Genomic DNA, 19,723 nt, shown 5'->3' with positions numbered 1-19,723 from the left:
AAAGCGGGCGCGCGGGGCTTGCTTACTTGTCCAGCCCGGTGGCCGGCCCCTTGTCCAGCCCGGTCAGGCGCTGTTCCATCTGCTGCACCTGGGCAGCCAGCTGATCGACGCGGGCGCGCGTGCGGGCAAGCAGATCCGCCTGCACGTCGAACTCTTCGCGGGTGACCAGATCCAGCTTGGAAAACGCCTGCGTCATCATGGCGCGCACATTGCGCTCGACGTCAGCCGCCGGGCTGCGCGCGATCAGGTCGGAAATGTTCTTCTGAAGGTCTTCCATCCACTGGGTGCGATTGTTCATAGTTGCCTCTCGATGTTCCGGATGCCTCAAGTGTAGTGCGTTGGTTGCCGGGTTCAGGCCGCGCCGATTGCGCCACCGCAAAAAAAAGGGCGGGCCGCATGCGGTGACCGCCCTTCAAAGCACAGGAGAAAACCGGGCCGCCTGACGGCAGCCCCTACCAACACCACTAGCCCTGCCGCCGGTCGCTGAGACCGCGCTGTGCATCGGTCATTTGCCCGATACACGTCCTGGTTTCGATTCTTCTCGACCCCACCCCTGCCAACAAGCCGATCGGTGTAAACCCTCGTATCAGGCTCGCACCCCAATTTGAGGCGCTTTGGGGCAACCGCGGCCGCGCCCGAAACCCGCGCTGCATGCGCGGAGCCGCAGCCGGTAACGCTGAGCGGCCTGCGGAGCCGGCGCAACGCACCTGCCGATGCGGCGCCGCGCACGCGGAGGTGCCCGACACGTCCGCATTAAATGGCTACAAATCCTTCGTGCGGCATACATCTGGTTGCATGGCGGGGCTACCCATTGTTGCGCACCAAAAAGAGGCCGCTCCACGGTGCATTGCGCACCATGATGGTGCCTATCCGCACAACATTTGCGCCTTTCCCGGCCGTGCCCGGCGCTGCCCAACATGGCACGGATATTGCTTTACCCAGGGTGCGTGCAACCATGAGAGGAAATGCCATGAAACTCATCATCGCCATCATCAAGCCCTTCAAGCTCGACGAAGTGCGGGTGGCTCTGTCCGGGATCGGGGTCCAGGGCCTGACCGTTACCGAAGTCAAAGGCTTTGGCCGCCAGAAGGGCCACACCGAACTCTATCGCGGCGCGGAATACGCCGTGGACTTCCTGCCCAAGCTGCGGGTCGAGGCTGCCGTGCCCGATCACCTTGTCGACCAGGTCATCGAAGCGATCGAACAAGCCGCCCGCACCGGCAAGATCGGCGACGGCAAGATCTTCGCCGCCCCCCTTGAACAAGTCATCCGTATCAGAACTGGCGAAGCCGGCGAAGCTGCGCTGTAAATAAATAAAGCCTCAATGGAGCCTGAAAATGGATAAAGCAGATATCTCCTGGTTGCTCGTCTCTACCCTGCTTGTATTGATGATGGCCGTACCCGGCCTGGCCATGTTCTACGCCGGCCTGGTGCGCAGCAAAAACGTGCTGTCCGTCTTGCTGCAAGTGTTGTGCACGTTCGTGCTGGGCCTGGTTCTCTGGTTCATCTATGGATACTCCCTCGCGTTCACCGAGGGCAACGCCTTCTTCGGCGGCCTCTCGCGCGCCTTCTTCTCTGGCATGTTCAACCCGGCAGACGGCACGTACGCCATGTCGAACACCCTGACCGAGCTGCTGTTCGCCTCGTTCCAGGCCACGTTCGCCGGCATTACCTGCGCCCTGGTGGTGGGCAGCTTTGCCGAGCGCGCCCGCTTTTCGGCCGTGCTGGTGTTCACGGTGATCTGGTTCACGTTCGCCTACATCCCCATTGCGCACATGGTGTGGTTCGCCTCTGAAACCGCGCCGGGCCTGTTGAATGCCCAAGGCGCGCTGGACTTCGCCGGCGGCACCGTGGTGCACATCAACGCCGGCGTGGCTGGCCTGGTCGGCGCCTACGTGGTCGGCAAGCGCGTGGGCTACGGCCGCGAAGCCATGCAGCCGCACAACCTGCCGATGACGTTCGTCGGCGCCGCCCTGCTGTGGGTGGGCTGGTTCGGCTTCAACGCGGGTTCGGCGCTGGCCGCCAACGAGAACGCCACCCTGGCCTTCTTCAACACCATGATCGCCACGGCGGGCGCCGTGCTGGCCTGGCTGTTCACGGAATGGGCCATCAAGGGCAAGCCCTCGATGCTGGGTGCCGCGTCGGGCGCCATCGCCGGCCTGGTCGGCATCACTCCCGCCGCCGGCCTGGTCGGTCCGGTGGGCGCCCTGATCATCGGCGTGGTTGCCGGCGTGGTCTGCGTCTGGGGCGTGAATGGCCTGAAGCGCCTGCTGCGTGCTGACGATGCGCTGGACGTGTTCGGCATCCACGGCGTGGGCGGCATTGTCGGCGCCCTGCTCACCGGCGTGTTCAACGCGCAGGTCTTTGGTGGCCCCGGCCTGGCCGAGCCCGGCATGATCGCCCACCAACTGTGGGTGCAGCTCGAAGGCGTCCTGCTGACCGTCGTGTGGTCTGGCGTGGTGGCATGGATTGCCTACAAGATCGCCAACGCCCTGTGCGGTCTGCGTGTGCCGGAAGACCAGGAGCGCGAAGGCCTGGACGTCACCAGCCACGGCGAATCCGCCTATCACAGCTAAGCTGCTGCGACGCTCCCGCCGCGCCCTGCGGCGGGGCGGGATGGAAAATGAAAGAGCCCTTCATCATGAAGGGCTCTTTTTTTTGTCAGCTTGCTTGGGCGGGTGTCACACACCCGGTTCAGTCACTGCCGCGAAGGACGAATCAAGCCGGGCCGAGGGCGTCCAGGTCGACCGGCAAGGCGCGGTTCAGCGCCGAGGCCACCTTGATGCGGAGCGCGTTGGAATGCGCGCGGCGCACCTCGCGTTTTACGTCCAGGAGCTGCTGCGGGTGCATGGAGAACTCGGTCAGGCCCAGGCCAAGCAGCAGGCGCGTCATGCGCGAATCGCCCGCCATTTCGCCGCAGACGGCGACCGGCTTGCCCGCGCGTTCGCCCGCATTGATGGTGTTGGCGACCAGGCGCAGCACCGCCGGATGCAGCGGGTCGTACAGCGACGCCACGTCGTGGTCGCCCCGGTCGATGGCAAGCGTGTACTGGATCAGGTCGTTGGTGCCGATGGACAGGAAATCCAGCGCCTGGGCGAAGGGTTCGATCGCGATGGCGATCGCGGGCACCTCGACCATCGCCCCCACTTCCATGTGTGGCGCATAGGCCTGGCCACGGGCATCGAGTTCGCGGCGCGCAGATTCGATGGCGGCCTTGGCGGCCACGACTTCGTGCATGTGCGCGATCATCGGGATCAAGAGACGCACCGGACCGTGGGCGGACGCCCTGAGGATGGCGCGCAGCTGCGTCGCGAACATCTCGGGACGCGCCAGGCAATAGCGGATGGCGCGCTGTCCCAGGGCGGGGTTGGTGGCCACGGTGGCCTCGCCGTCCAGCGTCTTGTCCGAGCCGATGTCCAGCGTACGGATCGTGACCGGACGGCCGGCCATCACCTTGACGACCGACGCATAGGCCTCGTACTGCTCTTCTTCGCCGGGCAGGTCTGGCCGGCCCATGAAGAGGAATTCGCTGCGAAAGAGCCCGATGCCGTGCGCGCCGGACGCCAGCGCCAGCGCAGCTTCGTCCGGCAGCTCGATGTTGGCGTGCAGCACGATGTCGATGCCGTCCAGCGTGACGGAGGGTTCGTCGCGCAGGAGGCTGAGCTCAGCGCGCTCGTCTGCGTACGCGGCTTGGCGGCGGCGGTATTCCTGGAGGATGCGTTCGGACGGGTTGACCACCACCGCGCCGACCGAGCCGTCGATGATCAGCATGTCGCCGTCGCGAACGAGCTCGCGGACGTTGCCCATGGCGACCACCGCGGGCACGCCCATGCTGCGCGCCACGATTGCGGTGTGAGACGTCGGGCCGCCCAGGTCGGTGACGAAGGCGGCGAACCGGCCGCCGCGCAGGCGCAGCATGTCGGCGGGAGAGATATCGTGCGCCACCACCACCAGAGCATCGTCGCCGCCCATGTGGGACATGTCGGGCAGGATCGCCGACGTGCCGGCCAGGACGTGCAGCACGCGCTCGATCACCTGGCGCACATCCGCCCCGCGCTCGCGCAGGTACTCGTCTTCCATGGCGTCGAACTGCTGCCCCAGGATCTGGCCCTGCGTCGTCAGCGCCCACTCGGCGTTGTAGTGACGGTCGGCGATCAGGGCAAGCGTCTGTTCGGCCAGAAGCGGATCGCCCAGGAGCAGGCTGTGCACATTGAGCATCGCGCCCAGTTCGCGCGGCGCGTCGGCCGGAAGCGTGTCGGCCAGTTGCAGCAGTTCCTGCTGCGCCGACGCCAGCGCTTCGGTCAGGCGTGCGCTCTCGGCGGGCACGTCTTCCGGAGAGATCCGGTAGTGCGCCACTTCAAGGGCGGCAGCGCCCATAACCACGGCGCGGCCGATGGCGTACCCCTTGGCGACGCCCTTGCCGTACAGACACACCACGGGGCTGGCAGAGCCAGCCCCGTGGGGCGCGCCAGCAGCGGGCGCGCCGGTCGCGGGTGCAAGCGAACCGGCCCGAGCCGGGCCGGCAGCTTCAGAAGACGTTTTATTCCTGCTCACCGAATTTGCTGTCGAACAGAGTTTCGATTTCGGACAAGGCTTGCTCGGCATCGCTGCCGGATGCCTCGAGCTTGACCGTGACGCCCAGACCGGCCGCCAGCATCATGACGCCCATGATGCTCTTGGCGTTCACGCGCTGCGCACCGCGCGAAATGAAGATTTCGCTGGAAAACTTGCTGGCAAGCTGCGTCAGCTTGGCCGCGGCCCGAGCGTGCAATCCCAGTTTGTTGCTGATGACAATGTCAGTATTAGGCATAGGAAAGATGGTGACCGCGGACCATGCCGCAGTGTTGATCGCAGCCAATCGTCGAACCGATCGTCGGCTTGAAATAATAGCCGACATAATAGGGCAATTTTCTGCCCGTCAGTCTACCCGCAAGACACCTTGCACGCCGCCGGCAAGCGCCTTTTCGCGGGTTTCAGCCAATGGCAGGTTGCGGTAGGTCAACGCGCGCAACAGCATCGGGGTGTTGAGACCCGCGAGTACACAGCACTGGATGCCCTGGGCCTGCGCGTCGGCGACCGCGCGCTTGGAAATATTGGCGGGGGTGGCGCCGATCAGGTCGGTCAGCACCAGCACGCCCGCGCCGTGGTCCTGTTCGAGGATGTCTTTCAGGACATCCGGCGCCAGGTCGTCCGGCTGATCTTCCGGCTGGATGTCGTGAATAGCCAGCATGCCGTCCAGATCGCCCATGACGTGGCTCGCGCATTCGCGCATTGCGGCGCCCAGGGGCGCATGCACGACGATCACAATACCCGTGGTCATGTCGGTTCCGGAAAATCAGGCTGCAACGGCGGCAGCGCCTGCAGCCTTGGCCGCCACCGCTTTCTCGAGCGCCTGCACGAACATGCCGGCCACATCGAAACCGGTCTGCTCGGCAATTTCGACGAAACAGGTGGGGCTGGTGACGTTGACTTCGGTGACGAAGTCGCCGATGACGTCCAGGCCAACCAGAAGCAGGCCGCGGGCGGCCAGCTTGGGCGCCACTGCTTCGGCGATCTGGCGGTCCCGGGGGGAGAGCTCCTGGGCGACACCGCGGCCGCCGGCGGCCAGATTGCCGCGCGTTTCGCCAGCCAACGGGATGCGCGCGAGCGAATACGGCACGGGTTCACCGCCGATCAGCAGGATGCGCTTGTCGCCCTTGACGATGTCCGGAATGAAGCGCTGCGCCATGATGGTGCGCGCGCCGTTGTCGGTCAGCGTCTCCAGGATGGCGTTCAGGTTGGGGTCCTTGGGCTGCAGGCGGAACACGCCCGTGCCGCCCATGCCGTCCAGCGGCTTGACGATGACATCCTGGTGCTTGTCATGAAACGCCTTGAGGCGAGCCATGTTGCGGGTCACCAGCGTCGGGGCGGTGAACTCGCTGATCTCGGTGATGGCCAGTTTTTCGGGGTGGTTGCGGATGGCCGCGCCGCCGTTGAACACGCAGGCGCCCTGCGCCTCGGCATATTCGAGCAGATGCGTGGAATACACGTATTCCATGTCGAACGGGGGGTCTTTGCGCATCACGACCGCGCCAAAATCCGCCAGCGGCAGATCCTGAGGGGCGGATTCGCGCCACCAGTCGTGGCCGTGCAGGTCGGCATCGGCGACGAGCTCGATCGGGGTGGTCTGCGCCTTGACGACGCCCGCCTCGATGTAGAGGTCGCCCTGCATGGCCACGCTGAGCGTATGGCCGCGCGCCACGAGGGCACGCATCATGGCGACCGAACTATCCTTGTACGCCTTGAGCAGCGGCAAGGGATCCAAAACGAACAAAACGTGCATCGCGACACCCTGAACGGACGCCGCCTCCCCTGATGGGAAGGCGGCTATGCTTTGTGACATCGTAGCGTAGAGCCAGCCAATAAGCGAACCCGCCGGTCACGAGACGGACACGGCGGGTTGCAGGAATGGGCGGCTGGGCCCTGCCTGTCGGTACGGCTGGGACTCAGGCTGCCGATTCAGGCTTGCCTGCAGGCACAGCCTTCTTTTTCGGCGCCAGCACCATGACCATCTGACGGCCTTCGAGCTTGGGCATGGCTTCGACCTGGGCAAGCTCAAGGAGATCGTCGCGCACGCGCTCAAGGACGCGCATGCCAAGTTCCTGGTGAGCCATTTCGCGGCCGCGGAAGCGCAGCGTGACCTTGGCCTTGTCGCCTTCCTCGAGGAAGCGGCGCAGGTTGCGCAGCTTGACCTGATAGTCGCCCTCGTCGGTCGCCGGGCGGAACTTGACTTCCTTGACCTGGATGACCTTTTGCTTGGAGCGGGCTTCGGCCTGGCGCTTTTGCTCTTGGTACTTGAACTTGCCGTAGTCCATCAAACGGCAGACCGGGGGCTCGGCGTTCGGCGCGATTTCCACCAGATCCACGTCGTTTTGCTCGGAAAGACGGAAGGCGTCGGCAATCTTGACGATGCCCAGCTGTTCTCCGTCCAGACCTATCAGGCGCACCTCGGGGACGCGGATTTCACCGTTGATGCGATTGGCTTTTTCAGTGGCGATGTTGAAAGCTCCTAGAAATGTTAAGCAGCGCTGCTATCAAGTCGGTTGGACGTCGCGGCGGGCGGCCACGTCGTCGGACAACCGGGAAACGAAGTCGTCGAAGGGGATGGCGCCAAGGTCCAGGCCGCCCAGTCCGCGTACGGCAACAGTGCCGTTTTGCTTTTCCTTGTCGCCGACGACAAGAATGTACGGCACCTTTTGCAGGCTGTGTTCCCGGATTTTACGAGTGATTTTTTCACCGCGCAAATCGGACTCGACTCTAAAGCCTTGTTTTTTCAGGCTTTGCGTAATTTGCGCCGCATAATCGGCCGAAGGTTCGGAAATGCAGCACACAACTGCTTGCACGGGCGCCAGCCACGGCGGCATGGCGCCGGCGTGGTTTTCGATCAACATCCCGATGAAGCGCTCGAGCGAACCGAGGATCGCGCGGTGCAGCATGACGGGCGGGCGGCGCTGGTCGTTCTGGTCCACGTACTCGGCGCCCAGGCGCACGGGCATGGAGAAGTCGACCTGAATCGTGCCGCACTGCCAGTGCCGGCCGATGGCGTCCTTGAGGGTGTATTCGACCTTCGGGCCGTAGAAGGCACCCTCGCCCGGCGAGATTTCGAATTCGCAGCCCGTGCGGCGCAGGCTTTCCATCAGGGCGGCTTCGGCCGTATCCCAGACTTCGTCCGTGCCGATTCGCTTTTCGGGGCGCGTGGCAACCTTGTACAGGACTTCGGTAAAGCCGAAATCGCGGTAGACCTTTTGCAGCAGTGCCGTGAAATCGGCGCATTCGTCCTGCAATTGCTCTTCGGTACAGAAGATGTGACCGTCGTCCTGCGTAAAGCCGCGCACGCGCATCATGCCGTGCAGCGAGCCGGAGGGCTCGTTGCGGTGGCATTGGCCGAATTCGCCGTAGCGCAGGGGCAGTTCGCGGTAGGAATGCAGGCCCGCATTGAAGATCTGCACGTGGCCCGGGCAGTTCATCGGCTTCAGGCCATAGACGCGGTTTTCGGACTCGGTCGTGAACATGTTTTCACGGTAGTTGTCCCAGTGGCCCGTCTTCTTCCAGAGCGAAATATCCAGGATCTGCGGCGCCTTGACTTCCTGGTAGCCGTTGTCGCGGTACACGCTGCGCATGTACTGCTCGACCTGCTGCCACAGGGTCCAGCCCTTGGGGTGCCAGAAGATCAGGCCCGGGGCTTCGTCCTGGAAGTGGAACAGGTCGAGTTCGCGGCCGATCTTGCGGTGGTCGCGGCGCTCGGCCTCTTCGAGCATGTGCAGGTAGGCTTCCTGTTCTTCCTTGGTCGCCCAGGCGGTGCCGTAGATGCGCTGGAGCATCTCGTTCCTGCTGTCGCCGCGCCAGTAGGCGCCGGCCACTTTCATCAGCTTGAAGACCTTGAGCTTGCCGGTGGACGGCACGTGCGGGCCGCGGCACAGGTCGATGAAATCGCCTTCGCGGTACAGGCTGAGCGTCTCGTTGGACGGGATCGAGGCGATGATTTCCGCCTTGTACTTTTCGCCGATGCCCTTGAAGAATTCGACAGCGTCGTCGCGCGACCATTCTTCGCGCGTGACGACTTCGTCCTTCTTGGCCAGTTCGGCCATCTTCTTTTCGATGGCAGTCAGGTCTTCGGGCGTGAAGGGGCGCTTGTACGAGAAGTCGTAGTAGAAGCCGTTGTCGATCACGGGGCCGATGGTGACCTGGGCGTCCGGGAACAGCTCTTTGACGGCGTAGGCCAGCAGGTGAGCCGTCGAGTGGCGGATCAGATCGAGGCCGTCCGCGTCCTTGGCCGTCACGATGGCCAGGCGGGCGTCTTGCGCGATGCGGAAACTGGTGTCGACGAGCTTGGATTCCGCGCCGTCGAACGTCACGCGGCCGCCCAGGGCAGCCTTCGCCAGGCCCGTACCGATCGATTGCGCCACTTCGGCGACCGTGACCGGTCCCGGAAATTGGCGCTGCGAACCATCGGGCAATGTGATCTGTACCATCGGGAGTGCTTCCTGGGGTTCTTGGAACTGAAAAACGAAAACAGAAACGAAAAACGCGGCTTCAAAGCCGCGTTCATTTGATTGTCTTGATGAGTCCTACCGCTGACCTGACACGGTGAAACCCGACGCACGAAAAAACTAACGCGACATGGGGCGAAAGTTCCGGGTCGTAGTTCGTGCGTACGGGAAAAGCATGTTTTGAGCCTGTGGGGGCGCGCGCGAAGCGCAGCGCAAATCAAGGTGCAGCAAGACAAATGCAGCCGAAATAGCTGCATGGATCGTTGCCGATTGTAGCACCGTTTGCGCCCTGCCCGTGGCGAAAACGCCACGGAGGATTGCAGGGCGACGCGGGGGACCGCAACGGATCAATTGCGCCGAGTGCATCGGTCTGATTTTGCCTCGTTTGGCGACCCAAACGCGCGCCGACCACGTAATCTGCCCACCAATTTCAGGGCTGCTCAAGGAAACGCGCCACGCGACCGCCCCTCGTGGCCGCCCGGATCGCCCTGAACCCCCATCCGATCGTGGAGCAACGATGAATTGCGTTTCAGAGACTGCAAGCCAGATGACCGGCGGCTCGCTTCACGGCCCGTTTATCGCGCCGGAGGACGGCTTTGAAACCCGAAAGCACCTGCTGCTGTCGCGGCCGCCGCCCGTCATCCGGGTCGCGGTCCTGGACGACCATCCCGTGGTGGCGTTGGGCATCGGCGCGTTCCTCGAAAGCCGGCCTGGCTTTCATGTCGTTCATCGCGAAACCTCCGCGCGCGCGTTGCTGGAAAAGCTGGCGAAGCAGCCGTGCGACGTCGCGCTCATTGATTTCTATCTGCCGCTGGAACCCTGCGACGGCGTCAACTATCTGCGTCGGGTGCGCCGCTACCACCCCAGCATGGCGGTCATCACGTTTTCGGCCGGCAACCGGCAAGAGACCGAGTACGCGGCATACCGCGCCGGCGCCGCCGGCTATCTGGCAAAGCAATGGGGGCTGGTCTTGCTGCCGGACATGATCCGCGGCGTCATCGAGGCCAAGGCGCCCTTTCTGACGGTAGAGGACGGAAAGATCCGCGGCATGGAGCCGACGGCGCCGCACGCGCTGTTGACGACTTCGGAAGTGGAAATCCTGCGCCACATCAGGCAGGGGATGTCGGTGACGCAGATCGCCGAAAGGCTGGTGCGCAGCAAGAAGACAGTCAGCACGCACAAGCGCCGCGCCATGCGCAAGTTGGGACTGTCCGATGATTTGTCGCTGGCGCTGTACCTGCGCGACAAGTTTGCCGAATGAGCGCGCGGCGCCGCGGCCGCGCGCAGGTCAGATGATGCGGGAGTACCTGGCGGTCGGCATGGCCGAGCGCAGGTATTTGTCGAAGGTCATGGCCACCGCCCGCACGAAATACCAACCCAGGCCGGTGACGCGCAGTTCTCCGAGGTGCAGGTTCACCAGGCCCAGTTCGGCCAGGCTGGCCATCTGCGAGAGCTCGCGGCTGAAGTAGTCGCCGAACTGCAGGCCGTGCTTGGCTTCGATCCGCGAAAAGTCCACCCGGCCCTGGCACATGATGTCCATGATGACCTCGCGGCGGACCAGGTCGTCGGCGCTAAGCGTCAGGCCGCGCTCGACCGCGAACTTTCCGGATTCAATGGCCGCGTAGTATTCGTCAAGGATCTTCGCGTTCTGGCTGTAGGTGTCGCCAATGCGTCCGATGGCCGACACGCCCAGCGCGATGAGGTCGCGATCCGGCTGCGTGCTGTATCCCTGGAAATTGCGGTGCAGTTCACCGCGTTGCTTGGCAATGGCCAGCGCATCGGTGTTCAGCGCGAAATGGTCCATGCCGATGTAGGTGTAGCCCTGGTTCAGGAAGCCCTGAATGGCCGAACTGAGCAGGCCAACGCGCGTCTCGCGATCGGGCAGGTCTGCTTCGTTGATGCGGCGCTGCGGCTTGAAGCGTTCGGGCAGGTGCGCGTAGGCGTAGAGCGCAATGCGGTCGGGCCGCAGCGCGATGACCTGTTCGATCGTGCGGGCAAACGACGCCGCGGTTTGCAGCGGCAAGCCATAGATGAGATCGACGTTGACCGACGCATAGCCCAATGCCCTGGCGCTGTGCATCAGCGCGGCGACGTCGTCGAAAGACTGAACCCGATGCACCGCCACCTGCACCCGTTCGTCGAAATCCTGCACGCCGAAGCTCAGGCGGTTAAAGCCCAGCTGCTGCAGGAACGCCAGGCGCTCCGGCGTTGCGGTGCGCGGATCGACTTCGACGGAGATTTCGGCGTCGGGCTGGAAATGGAAGGCGCCGCGAAGATCGCCCATCAGGCGCGCCAGTTCCTCGTTGGACAGGAATGTGGGCGTGCCGCCCCCGAAATGCAGCTGCGACACCGGCACGCCGGGGCCGAGTTCTTGCACGTGCAAGGCGATTTCGCGGGACAGGGCATCCAGGTAGCGGGCGGCTCGGTCATGGTGGCGGGTCACCACCTTGTTACAGGCGCAGTAATAACAGACCGATTCGCAGAACGGGATGTGTACGTAGAGCGACAGCGGCTCGGCCGGACTGGTTGCGCGCCGCTGTTGCAAGGCAAGCCGGTAGTCTTGCTCGGCGAAGCCCCCGTGGTAGCGGTCCGCCGTGGGATACGAGGTGTATCGCGGCCCGTTCTTGTCCAACCGGGCCAGCAGTTGGGGAGGAAAAAACGGCTCGGCGGTGGCGGGCGCCGGCGATTCCGAAGATTGAGGGCGTAGAGCGGCTTGCATAACCCGGATTATTCGCCTGCCCCGCGCCCTTCACATTGATCTTGCGCAAACCGAGCGCAACGCATCTGCCGTTGGGCAAGCTTTGCCGGGCCGTTACCGGCCCGCGCCCTGCCCCGTAAAATGCCGCGATTCCCGCAGCAAACAAGGACCCCCAATGGAAACGGAACTGGAAGGCCGCCTGCTGGCCATGCGCCAGGCGCTGGCGATTGCGATCGCCCTATCCACCCGCAGCAGCCCCCAGGCCACCGACATGGCGCTGGAACTGCTGGGCGACCTGAAAGCCAATCTGGACAACACGCCGGCGGACAGCCCGTTCGACAAACCGGAATGGGTGATGGGCGCGCACGACGAACTGGACGGCATCGCCCGGCTGGTTCGCGCCTTCACGCAGACGCCCGAACCGGACGACGAGGCGTAGCGAACCCGGCATCCCGCCGCCCTGCCCCGGCGGCGGACCTCAAGCGGCCGGTCCACTGGCCTGACCAGCAGACGAACAGCGGTGGAATCCCTCACATCGTTTTCCCTGAAAGCGCCAATTATCCCTTTTGTTTCAATGGCGAGGTGCCTATATTGGTGGCCTGACCACCAGGCCAAGCCCCCGCCCGATGAGCACCTTCCAAGCCGTCGCCGTCACCCGTCTGTATCGCATGATCGCCGACCAGATTGCCGGACGGATCCGGGCCGGCGACTTCCCGCGCGGGCGGCGTTTGCCGTCGGAGCGGGACCTGGCCGAACAACTGCAGGTCAGCCGCGCGTCGATCCGCGAAGCGCTGATCGCGCTTGAAATCGAGGGCTACGTCGAGGTCCGCGTGGGCACCGGCGTGTTCGTGGCGGACAAGGAAGGCGCCGGCTTGGCGGCCGCCGCGGGAACACCGCCCAGCGCCGCGCAGGGCGTCGACGACATCGGGCCGTTCGACCTGCTGGAAGCGCGCCTCATCATCGAACCCGAATGCGCGGGCATGGCGGCGCAGCATGCCACGGCCGCCCAGCTGGCGGCCATCCTCGACGCCCACGACGGCATGTCCCTGACGGATTCGCCAGGCCGGCATGACCGGGAGTTTCACGGCGCGATCGCCGCCGCCTGCGGCAACGCCGCGCTGGCCGCTGCCGTCGCCCATCTGTGGAACCTGACCCAATCCAGCTCGGTGTACCGGCGGATGCAGGACTATTTCGTCGATGCCAAGGTGTGGGCCGTGGCCCACGCCGAACACCAGCGCATCCTGACCGCGATCGTGGCGCGCGACCCCATTCGTGCGCGGCACGCCATGCACGCACACCTGCTTGGCATCCTGGCGCGCCTGCGCGAGGACTTTGGCGACGTTTCCCACCCCCGAGGCGACCTATGACGACACCCCCTCTGTCCATCAACGGCAACCGGCTGTGGCAGTCCCTGATGGATCTTGCGCAGATCGGCGCGACGCCCAAGGGCGGCAACTGCCGCCTGGCGCTCACCGCGCTCGATGGGCAGGGCCGCGATCTGGTGACCGGCTGGATGCGCGAGGCCGGCATGACGGTGCGGGTGGATCAGGTGGGCAACATCTTCGCCCGGCGTGCGGGCCGCAATGACAGCCTGCCGCCCGTGATGACGGGCAGCCATATCGACACCCAACCCACCGGCGGCAAGTTCGACGGCTGCTACGGGGTGCTGGCCGGTCTTGAAGTGATCCGCACGCTCAATGACGCGGGCGTGACGACCGAGGCCCCGCTGGAAGTGGCCATCTGGACCAACGAGGAAGGCTCGCGCTTCGTGCCCGTGATGATGGGATCGGGCGTCTTTGCCGGCAAATTTCCGCTGGAAACCGCGTTATCGGCGCGCGACGCGCAGGGCATCAGCGTGCGCGACGAACTCCAGGCCATTGGTTACGCCGGCGCCGACCCCGTCGGCGGGCGCCCGGTGGACGCCTACTTCGAGGCGCATATCGAACAGGGTCCGATCCTGGAGCACGAGGAAAAGACGGTCGGCGTCGTGACGGGGTCGCTGGGCCTGCGCTGGTACGACGTGACCGTGACCGGCATGGAAATGCATGCCGGCCCCACACCCATGCCGATCCGCCGCGACGCGCTCTTCGCCACCAGCTTCCTGCTGCAGGCCGTGGTGAACATTGCCAACACCCATCAGCCTCATGGGCGCGGAACCGTGGGCGAGATCCACGCGTATCCGGGATCGCGCAACGTCATTCCGGGGCAGGTCCGTTTCACCACCGACCTGCGCCACGAAGACGAAGCGACGCTGGACCGCATGGACCGGGACTGGCGGCGCATCTGCGACGACATTGCGGTCGCGCACGGCGTTCGCGTCGACGTGAAGGACGTGCAGTATTTTCCGCCCACGCCGTTCGATCCCGATCTGGTCGACAAGGTGCGCAAGGGCGCCGCGGACCGCGGCCTGCCCGCCATGAACATCGTCACGGGCGCCGGACACGATGCCGTCTACATGGCTGCCGTGGCGCCCACCGCGATGATCTTCGTGCCGTGCAAGGACGGCATCAGCCACAACGAAATCGAAGACGCCCGGCCCGAGCATCTGGAAGCCGGCTGCAACGTGTTGCTCGACGCCATGGTGGCGCGAGCCAATGCGCCCCAAGCCGCCACCGCAGACATGGCCAGGCACCACTGAATTCTCCGCATTGGTGCGCGGCGCCTTAACCAGCACCTGAACGAAGCATTGTTGCAGCAGCTCCACCCGCAGTACCCGAGAAACGCAGGTGGCATGAGGTTTGCTTGATCCGGCACGGCGATCGCCGCGTCCGAGCGGCCGCCTGTCCGACCCTTTCCAGCCCGGAGGCTCGCAGTGAAATCGAAAAACTGGTTTTCCCTAAGCATCGGCGCATTGGTCCTTGCGGCCGCGCTGCCCGCCACGCAGGCCTTGGCTCAGACCAAGGGCGGCACGCTGAACATGATCGTCCAGCCCGAACCGCCGGTGATCGTCACGGCCATCAATCAGCAGGGGCCGACGCAATTCGTCGCGGGCAAGATCTACGAGAGCCTGCTGACCTACTCCACCGACCTCAAGCCGCAGCCCGGACTGGCCAAGTCGTGGGAGGCCGCCGCCGATGGACTGACTTACACCTTCCACCTGCAGGACAACGTGAAGTGGCATGACGGCAAGCCGTTCACGTCCGAGGACGTGGTGTTCTCGCTGGCGGACATGCTGCCCAAGACCCACGCGCGTGCCCGCGTCATCCTGAACAAGTTCGTCGAGTCCGTGCAGGCGCCCGACGCCAAGACGGTGGTCATCAAGCTGAAGACGCCGTTTCCGGCCTTCATGCTGATGTTCGAACCCGGCTTTGCGCCGATGATGCCCAAGCATCTGTACGCCGGCACGGACTACATGACCAACCCGGCCAACCAGAAGCCCGTGGGCACCGGCCCGTTCATCTTCAAGGAATGGAAGCGCGGCGAATACATCAAGCTGGCGCGCAATCCCGATTACTGGAAGCCCGGCAAGCCGTATCTGGACGAGCTGGTGTTCAACGTGATTCCGGACGCGGCGTCGCGCGCCGTGGCCTTCGAGCGGGGCAGCGTGGACGTGCTGCGCGGCGGCGACGTGGACAACGTCGACATCAAGCGCCTGCGCGGCCTGCCCAACGTGGAATACACGACCGCGGGCTGGGAAATGTTCTCGCCGCAGGCCTACCTGATCTTCAACATGCGTAAGCCGCCCTTCGACAACCTGAAGGTGCGCCAGGCGGTCATGGCGGCCATGAACCGCAACATGGTGGTCAACAACATCTTCTTCGGTCTGGGCAAGGTGTCGACCAGCCCCTTCGTGACCACCGAGATGTTCTACGACAAGAACATGCCGCCGATGCCGTTCGACATGAAGAAGGCGCGCGCGCTGATCAAGGAATCGGGCATCAAGCCCGGCGACTACACGATCCGCCAACTGAGCTTCCCGTACGGCTCGACCTGGGACCGGCTGGGTGAATACACCAAGCAGGCGCTGGAACAGCTGGGCTTCAAGGTGAACGTGGAATCCACCGACGCGGGCGGCTGGGCAAGCCGCACCGGCAACTGGGACTTCGACCTGACCACCACCTTCACGTACCAGTACGGCGACCCCGCGCTGGGCGTGCAGCGCTTGTATATCTCGTCGAACATCGTCAAGGGGTCGCCCTTTGCCAATGTGCAGGGCTACAGCAACCCCGAGACCGACAAGCTGTGGGAGGCTGCCGCCTCCGAAGTCGATCCGGCCAAGCGCCAGGCGCTCTACACCCAGATCCAGACGACGCTCGTCAACGAGGTCGCCAATGGCTTCCTGGTCGACATGGAGTTTCCGACCCTGTATCGCGCCAACGTGAAGAACCTGGTCAAGACCGCCATCGGCCTGAACGAGTCGTTCGACGACGTCTACATCGAGAAGAAGTAAGCGCCCCCGGGGGCCGCCGCGGATCCCGTGTCCGCGGCGGCCCCCGGCTGCGCGGCGGGCAGGGTTGCCGCGAGGCACGTCCGTCCTGAAAGGACCCGAGCATGAGATTCCTGTCTTTCCTGCTGTCCCGCATCGGCAAGGCCCTGGTGGTGGTGCTGGGCGTGGTGATCATCAATTTCTTCCTGATACGGCTTGCGCCCGGCGATCCCGCCGCCGTGCTGGCCGGCCAGGCCGGCGCGAGCGATGCCGCCTACGTGGACCAGCTGCGTGTCGCCTTTGGCCTGGACAAGCCCGTCCTGACGCAGCTTTTTCTCTACCTGAAGGGCGTAGTGCAGCTGGATCTGGGCTTTTCGTACCGCAATCATGTGCCGGTGCTGGACCTGATCGTCGAGCGCCTGCCCGCCACGTTCCTCCTGATGTCGTGCGCCTTCGTGTTTTCCATCGTGCTGGGCGTGCTGCTGGGCGTGGTGGCGGCCAAGGCGCGCTACCGCAACAAGCGCCGCTGGATCGACAGCTCGGTGATGACCGGCGCCCTGTTGCTCTACGCCACGCCGCTCTTCTGGCTGTCGCTGATGGGCATCCTGCTGTTTTCGGTGGTACTGGGCTGGCTGCCGGCCTTCGGCATGGAGACCGTGGGCGCCAACCTGACCGGCTGGGCGCGCGCGGGCGACATCGCCCTGCATCTCATCCTGCCGACCGTGACGCTGGGCTGCTTCTTCATGGCCGTCTACGTGCGGCTGACTCGCGCGTCGATGCTGGAAGTGATCGGCATGGATTTCGTGAAGACGGCGCGCGCCAAGGGCGTAAGCCCCAGCCGCGTGATCCGCGCGCACGTGCTGCGCAACGCGCTGCTGCCGGTCATCACGTTTGCCGGCATCCAGCTGGGGCAGATGGCGGGCGGCGCGGTGCTGACCGAGACCGTCTTCGCGTGGCCCGGCATCGGACGCCTGATGTTCGACGCCCTGCTGCAACGCGACTACCAGCTTCTGCTGGGCATCTTCCTGGTCACCTCCATCATGGTCGTGGTCTTCAACCTGCTGACCGATGTGCTGTACCGCCTGATCGATCCGCGCATCGGCGCGGGTGCGCAGCAAGGAGCCTCCGCATGAAGTCATTCGCCCGACGTTACCTGCGCAACTACGGGGCGGTGGCCGGCCTGGTCATCATGCTGATCGTGGTGGCCGTGGCCCTGGCGGCGCCGCTCCTGTACGAAGAGTCGCCCTGGATGATGGTGGCCGACCCGCTGATCCCGCCGTTCACCAATGCGGACTATCCGTTCGGCACGGACATGCTGGGCCGCGACATTACGGCGGGCCTGGTGTGGGGCGCGCGCGTGTCGCTGATGGTGGGCCTGCTGTCCACCGCCGTGGCGCTGCTCTTTGGCATCGTAGTCGGTTCGATCGCCGGCTACTGCGGCGGCCGCGTGGACGACGCGCTGATGCGGTTCACCGAGTTTTTCCAGACCATTCCGCAACTGGCGATGGCCGTGGTGCTGGTCGCCATCCTGAGCCCGTCGGTCTATTCGATCATGGGCGCCATCGCGGTGGTGTCCTGGCCGCCGGCGGCGCGGCTGGTCCGCTCGGAATTCATGACGCTCAAGCAACGCGAATTCGTGCAGGCCGCGATCGTCATCGGCCAGACGCCGGCCCGCATCGTGGGCACGCAGATCCTGCCCAATGCCATGTCGCCCATCATCGTGTCGGCCTCGTTCATGGTGGCGACCGCGATCCTGACGGAGTCGTCGCTGTCGTTTCTGGGCCTGGGCGACCGCAACCTGATGAGCTGGGGTTTCATGATCGGCGCGGCGCGCACCATGATCCGCGAGGCCTGGTGGATGAGCGTGTGGCCCGGGGTCGCCATCTTGCTGACCGTGCTGGCCATCAACCTGATCGGCGAAGGCCTGAACGACGCCCTCAACCCGCAACTGCGCAAGCGCGGCGAATAGGAGGCCGGCATGAATGAAAACCTGACAACCCCGCCGCTCCTGTCGATCCAGAATCTGACCATCGCCTTGCCCAAGGGCGGCGACCGTCCTTACGCTGTGCAAGACGTCTCGTACGACATTCGCGCCGGCGAGATCCTGTGCATCGTGGGCGAATCGGGCTCAGGCAAGTCCATGAGCGCCAACGCCATCATGGGGCTGCTGCCCGATTACCTGACCCCGCAGGCCGGCCGCATCCTGTTCCGCGGCCAGGACCTGCTGCAACTGGACGAACCCGCCCTGCAGGCCATGCGCGGCAAGGACATGGCGATGATCTTCCAGGAGCCGCTGTCGGCCCTGAACCCGCTGATGACGGTGGGCGAACAGATCAGCGAGGTGATGCGCGTGCATAACGCCTACCCTGGCGCAGAACGCTTGAAGCGCACGCTCGAACTGCTGGAGTTCGTCGGCCTGCCGGATCCGGCCACGCTGTATCACGTGTATCCGTTCCGCTTGTCCGGCGGGCAGCGGCAGCGCGTGATGATTGCGATGGCGCTGGCGCTGGAGCCCGCGCTGCTGATCGCCGACGAGCCCACGACCGCCCTGGACGTCACCACCCAGGCGCAGATCCTGGCGCTGATCGCGCGCATCCAGAAGGAAAAAGGCATGGGCGTGATGTTCGTCACGCACGACTTCGGCGTGGTGGCCGAGATTGCCCATCGCGTCGCCGTCATGGAGAAAGGCGTGATGGTGGAGCAAGGTCCGGCCAGCGAGGTGCTCAACCGCCCGCGACATCCCTACACCCAGCGCCTGATCGCGGCCGTGCCGCACCGGCGCGGCGAGGAGCGCGCCGGGCTTGCCGACGACAGGCCCGTGCTGGAGGTCAAGGATCTGAAAAAGACCTACGTGATCGGCCACGGCTGGCTGGGCAACAAACGCCAGGTGCACGCGGTGGACGGCGTGAGCTTTGCCGTGCGGCGCGGCGAGACGCTGGGCATCGTGGGGGAATCCGGTTCGGGCAAGTCCACGATCGGCAAATGCCTGCTCAAGCTTGTCGGCATCAATGGCGGCCAGCTGCTCTTTAACGGCCAGGACATCGCCACGCTGCCCGAATCGCGCTTTCGGCCGATGCGGCACGAGATCCAGATGATCTTCCAGGACCCGTTCGCCTCGCTCAATCCCCGGCACACGGTGGGCCGCATCATCAGCGACGGCCCGGTCGCCAATGGCGTCCCGCGCGCGCAAGCCGAAGCCCGGGCGCGCGAACTGCTGTCGCTGGTGGGCATGGACCCGTCCGCCTTTGACCGCTATCCCAACCAGTTTTCGGGCGGCCAGCGCCAGCGCATCGGCATCGCGCGCGCGTTGGCGCTGGAGCCCAAGGTGCTGGTGGCCGACGAATCGGTGTCGGCGCTGGACGTGTCGGTTCAGGCGCAGGTGCTGCAACTGCTGCACGACCTGCAGCAACGGCTGAAGATTGCACTGGTGTTCATCACCCATGACCTGCGCGTGGCGGCGCAGATCTGCAATTCGGTGCTGGTCATGCATCGCGGCAAGGTGGTGGAGTACGGATCGCCATCCCAGATCTTCGACAACCCGCAGCATGCCTACACCCGCCAGCTGATCGCCGCCGTGCCGGGCCAGCATTGGGACCCGACCAAGGCGCAGGCCGCCTGACCGGACATCGC

The 19,723-nt window shown here is 64.9% G+C and carries 18 protein-coding genes; 10 read left to right on the top strand and 8 right to left on the bottom strand.

Features of this window, described 5'->3' with window-relative positions; all coding sequences use genetic code 11:
- Positions 1 to 22: 22 nt before the first annotated feature.
- Positions 23 to 298, bottom strand: a complete 276-nt coding sequence (locus QEP15_RS08775; RefSeq protein ID WP_056315890.1) for an accessory factor UbiK family protein — start codon at positions 296 to 298, stop codon at positions 23 to 25.
- Positions 299 to 970: 672 nt separating this feature from the next.
- Between QEP15_RS08775 and QEP15_RS08770 the strand changes: the two genes are divergently transcribed.
- Positions 971 to 1,309 (top strand): P-II family nitrogen regulator, encoded by a 339-nt coding sequence (locus QEP15_RS08770; protein WP_006218735.1) that lies wholly within the window; start codon positions 971 to 973, stop codon positions 1,307 to 1,309.
- 28 nt (positions 1,310 to 1,337) lie between these two features.
- The gene (amt, locus tag QEP15_RS08765) at positions 1,338 to 2,576 is read left to right on the top strand and encodes an ammonium transporter (RefSeq protein ID WP_056315887.1); all 1,239 of its coding nucleotides are present in this window, start codon (positions 1,338 to 1,340) and stop codon (positions 2,574 to 2,576) included.
- Positions 2,577 to 2,718: 142 nt separating this feature from the next.
- Here amt and ptsP read toward each other — a convergent pair whose 3' ends face one another.
- The 6 genes from ptsP to thrS all read right to left on the bottom strand — a co-directional run bounded on the left by ptsP (position 2,719) and on the right by thrS (position 9,011).
- Positions 2,719 to 4,377 carry a phosphoenolpyruvate--protein phosphotransferase gene (ptsP, locus tag QEP15_RS08760; RefSeq protein WP_233462034.1) on the bottom strand — a complete coding sequence of 553 codons (1,659 nt, stop codon included), beginning with the start codon at positions 4,375 to 4,377 and terminating at the stop codon, positions 2,719 to 2,721.
- A 163-nt stretch (positions 4,378 to 4,540) separates the two neighbouring features.
- The gene (locus QEP15_RS08755) at positions 4,541 to 4,810 is read right to left on the bottom strand and encodes an HPr family phosphocarrier protein (protein WP_006387993.1); all 270 of its coding nucleotides are present in this window, start codon (positions 4,808 to 4,810) and stop codon (positions 4,541 to 4,543) included.
- A 108-nt stretch (positions 4,811 to 4,918) separates the two neighbouring features.
- A complete protein-coding gene (locus tag QEP15_RS08750; RefSeq protein WP_056315884.1) occupies positions 4,919 to 5,320 on the bottom strand; it encodes a PTS sugar transporter subunit IIA in 402 nt (133 codons plus the stop codon).
- 15 nt (positions 5,321 to 5,335) lie between these two features.
- Positions 5,336 to 6,322 carry a glutathione synthase gene (gene gshB / locus QEP15_RS08745; protein WP_062841882.1) on the bottom strand — a complete coding sequence of 329 codons (987 nt, stop codon included), beginning with the start codon at positions 6,320 to 6,322 and terminating at the stop codon, positions 5,336 to 5,338.
- 163 nt (positions 6,323 to 6,485) lie between these two features.
- Positions 6,486 to 7,037, bottom strand: coding sequence for a translation initiation factor IF-3 (infC, locus tag QEP15_RS08740; protein WP_076812461.1), 552 nt, complete (start codon positions 7,035 to 7,037; stop codon positions 6,486 to 6,488).
- Between the two features lie 36 nt (positions 7,038 to 7,073).
- A complete protein-coding gene (gene thrS, locus QEP15_RS08735; RefSeq protein ID WP_152383965.1) occupies positions 7,074 to 9,011 on the bottom strand; it encodes a threonine--tRNA ligase in 1,938 nt (645 codons plus the stop codon).
- Between the two features lie 565 nt (positions 9,012 to 9,576).
- Here thrS and QEP15_RS08730 point away from each other — a divergent pair.
- Entirely contained in the window at positions 9,577 to 10,290 is a 714-nt protein-coding gene (locus QEP15_RS08730) for a response regulator transcription factor (protein ID WP_152385456.1), read from the top strand.
- 27 nt (positions 10,291 to 10,317) lie between these two features.
- On the opposite strand, the gene hemN is transcribed toward QEP15_RS08730, so the two are convergent.
- The gene (gene hemN / locus QEP15_RS08725; protein ID WP_081101106.1) at positions 10,318 to 11,748 is read right to left on the bottom strand and encodes an oxygen-independent coproporphyrinogen III oxidase; all 1,431 of its coding nucleotides are present in this window, start codon (positions 11,746 to 11,748) and stop codon (positions 10,318 to 10,320) included.
- Positions 11,749 to 11,902: 154 nt separating this feature from the next.
- On the opposite strand from hemN, the gene QEP15_RS08720 reads away from it, so the two are divergent.
- The 7 genes from QEP15_RS08720 to QEP15_RS08690 all read left to right on the top strand — a co-directional run bounded on the left by QEP15_RS08720 (position 11,903) and on the right by QEP15_RS08690 (position 19,712).
- Positions 11,903 to 12,166 carry a hypothetical protein gene (locus tag QEP15_RS08720; protein WP_056315870.1) on the top strand — a complete coding sequence of 88 codons (264 nt, stop codon included), beginning with the start codon at positions 11,903 to 11,905 and terminating at the stop codon, positions 12,164 to 12,166.
- Positions 12,167 to 12,353: 187 nt separating this feature from the next.
- Complete coding sequence (locus tag QEP15_RS08715; protein WP_056315868.1) at positions 12,354 to 13,094, top strand: FadR/GntR family transcriptional regulator; 741 nt, start codon at positions 12,354 to 12,356, stop codon at positions 13,092 to 13,094.
- Complete coding sequence (locus QEP15_RS08710) at positions 13,091 to 14,365, top strand: Zn-dependent hydrolase (protein ID WP_280148667.1); 1,275 nt, start codon at positions 13,091 to 13,093, stop codon at positions 14,363 to 14,365. Before QEP15_RS08715 ends, QEP15_RS08710 begins: the two co-directional genes overlap by 4 nt.
- 174 nt (positions 14,366 to 14,539) lie before the next feature.
- Positions 14,540 to 16,117, top strand: coding sequence for an ABC transporter substrate-binding protein (locus tag QEP15_RS08705; RefSeq protein ID WP_175156683.1), 1,578 nt, complete (start codon positions 14,540 to 14,542; stop codon positions 16,115 to 16,117).
- A gap of 101 nt (positions 16,118 to 16,218) precedes the next feature.
- Positions 16,219 to 17,226 carry an ABC transporter permease gene (locus QEP15_RS08700; RefSeq protein WP_280148666.1) on the top strand — a complete coding sequence of 336 codons (1,008 nt, stop codon included), beginning with the start codon at positions 16,219 to 16,221 and terminating at the stop codon, positions 17,224 to 17,226.
- Positions 17,223 to 18,062, top strand: coding sequence for an ABC transporter permease (locus tag QEP15_RS08695; RefSeq protein ID WP_062841887.1), 840 nt, complete (start codon positions 17,223 to 17,225; stop codon positions 18,060 to 18,062). The genes QEP15_RS08700 and QEP15_RS08695 overlap by 4 nt, the downstream gene beginning before the upstream one ends.
- Positions 18,063 to 18,071: 9 nt before the next feature.
- Entirely contained in the window at positions 18,072 to 19,712 is a 1,641-nt protein-coding gene (locus QEP15_RS08690; protein ID WP_280148665.1) for an ABC transporter ATP-binding protein, read from the top strand.
- The last annotated feature ends 11 nt before the right edge of the window (positions 19,713 to 19,723 follow it).

Origin of the sequence: Achromobacter mucicolens (assembly GCF_029866465.1) — a bacterium.
GTDB classification, from domain to species: domain Bacteria; phylum Pseudomonadota; class Gammaproteobacteria; order Burkholderiales; family Burkholderiaceae_B; genus Achromobacter; species Achromobacter mucicolens.
This window is presented reverse-complemented; position numbering and strand designations above follow the sequence as displayed.

Bases quoted from the DNA above. Each gene is read 5' to 3' on its own strand.
- ptsP (WP_233462034.1), bottom strand. From the start codon at position 4,377: ATGGGCGCTGCCGCCCTTGAAGTGGCGCACTACCGGATCTCTCCGGAA.
- QEP15_RS08690 (WP_280148665.1), top strand. From the start codon at position 18,072: ATGAATGAAAACCTGACAACCCCGCCGCTCCTGTCGATCCAGAATCTG.
- QEP15_RS08755 (WP_006387993.1), bottom strand. From the start codon at position 4,810: ATGCCTAATACTGACATTGTCATCAGCAACAAACTGGGATTGCACGCT.
- QEP15_RS08775 (WP_056315890.1), bottom strand. From the start codon at position 298: ATGAACAATCGCACCCAGTGGATGGAAGACCTTCAGAAGAACATTTCC.
- QEP15_RS08715 (WP_056315868.1), top strand. From the start codon at position 12,354: ATGAGCACCTTCCAAGCCGTCGCCGTCACCCGTCTGTATCGCATGATC.
- QEP15_RS08750 (WP_056315884.1), bottom strand. From the start codon at position 5,320: ATGACCACGGGTATTGTGATCGTCGTGCATGCGCCCCTGGGCGCCGCA.
- QEP15_RS08700 (WP_280148666.1), top strand. From the start codon at position 16,219: ATGAGATTCCTGTCTTTCCTGCTGTCCCGCATCGGCAAGGCCCTGGTG.
- thrS (WP_152383965.1), bottom strand. From the start codon at position 9,011: ATGGTACAGATCACATTGCCCGATGGTTCGCAGCGCCAATTTCCGGGA.
- QEP15_RS08710 (WP_280148667.1), top strand. From the start codon at position 13,091: ATGACGACACCCCCTCTGTCCATCAACGGCAACCGGCTGTGGCAGTCC.
- hemN (WP_081101106.1), bottom strand. From the start codon at position 11,748: ATGCAAGCCGCTCTACGCCCTCAATCTTCGGAATCGCCGGCGCCCGCC.
- QEP15_RS08770 (WP_006218735.1), top strand. From the start codon at position 971: ATGAAACTCATCATCGCCATCATCAAGCCCTTCAAGCTCGACGAAGTG.
- QEP15_RS08730 (WP_152385456.1), top strand. From the start codon at position 9,577: ATGACCGGCGGCTCGCTTCACGGCCCGTTTATCGCGCCGGAGGACGGC.
- amt (WP_056315887.1), top strand. From the start codon at position 1,338: ATGGATAAAGCAGATATCTCCTGGTTGCTCGTCTCTACCCTGCTTGTA.
- gshB (WP_062841882.1), bottom strand. From the start codon at position 6,322: ATGCACGTTTTGTTCGTTTTGGATCCCTTGCCGCTGCTCAAGGCGTAC.
- QEP15_RS08695 (WP_062841887.1), top strand. From the start codon at position 17,223: ATGAAGTCATTCGCCCGACGTTACCTGCGCAACTACGGGGCGGTGGCC.
- QEP15_RS08720 (WP_056315870.1), top strand. From the start codon at position 11,903: ATGGAAACGGAACTGGAAGGCCGCCTGCTGGCCATGCGCCAGGCGCTG.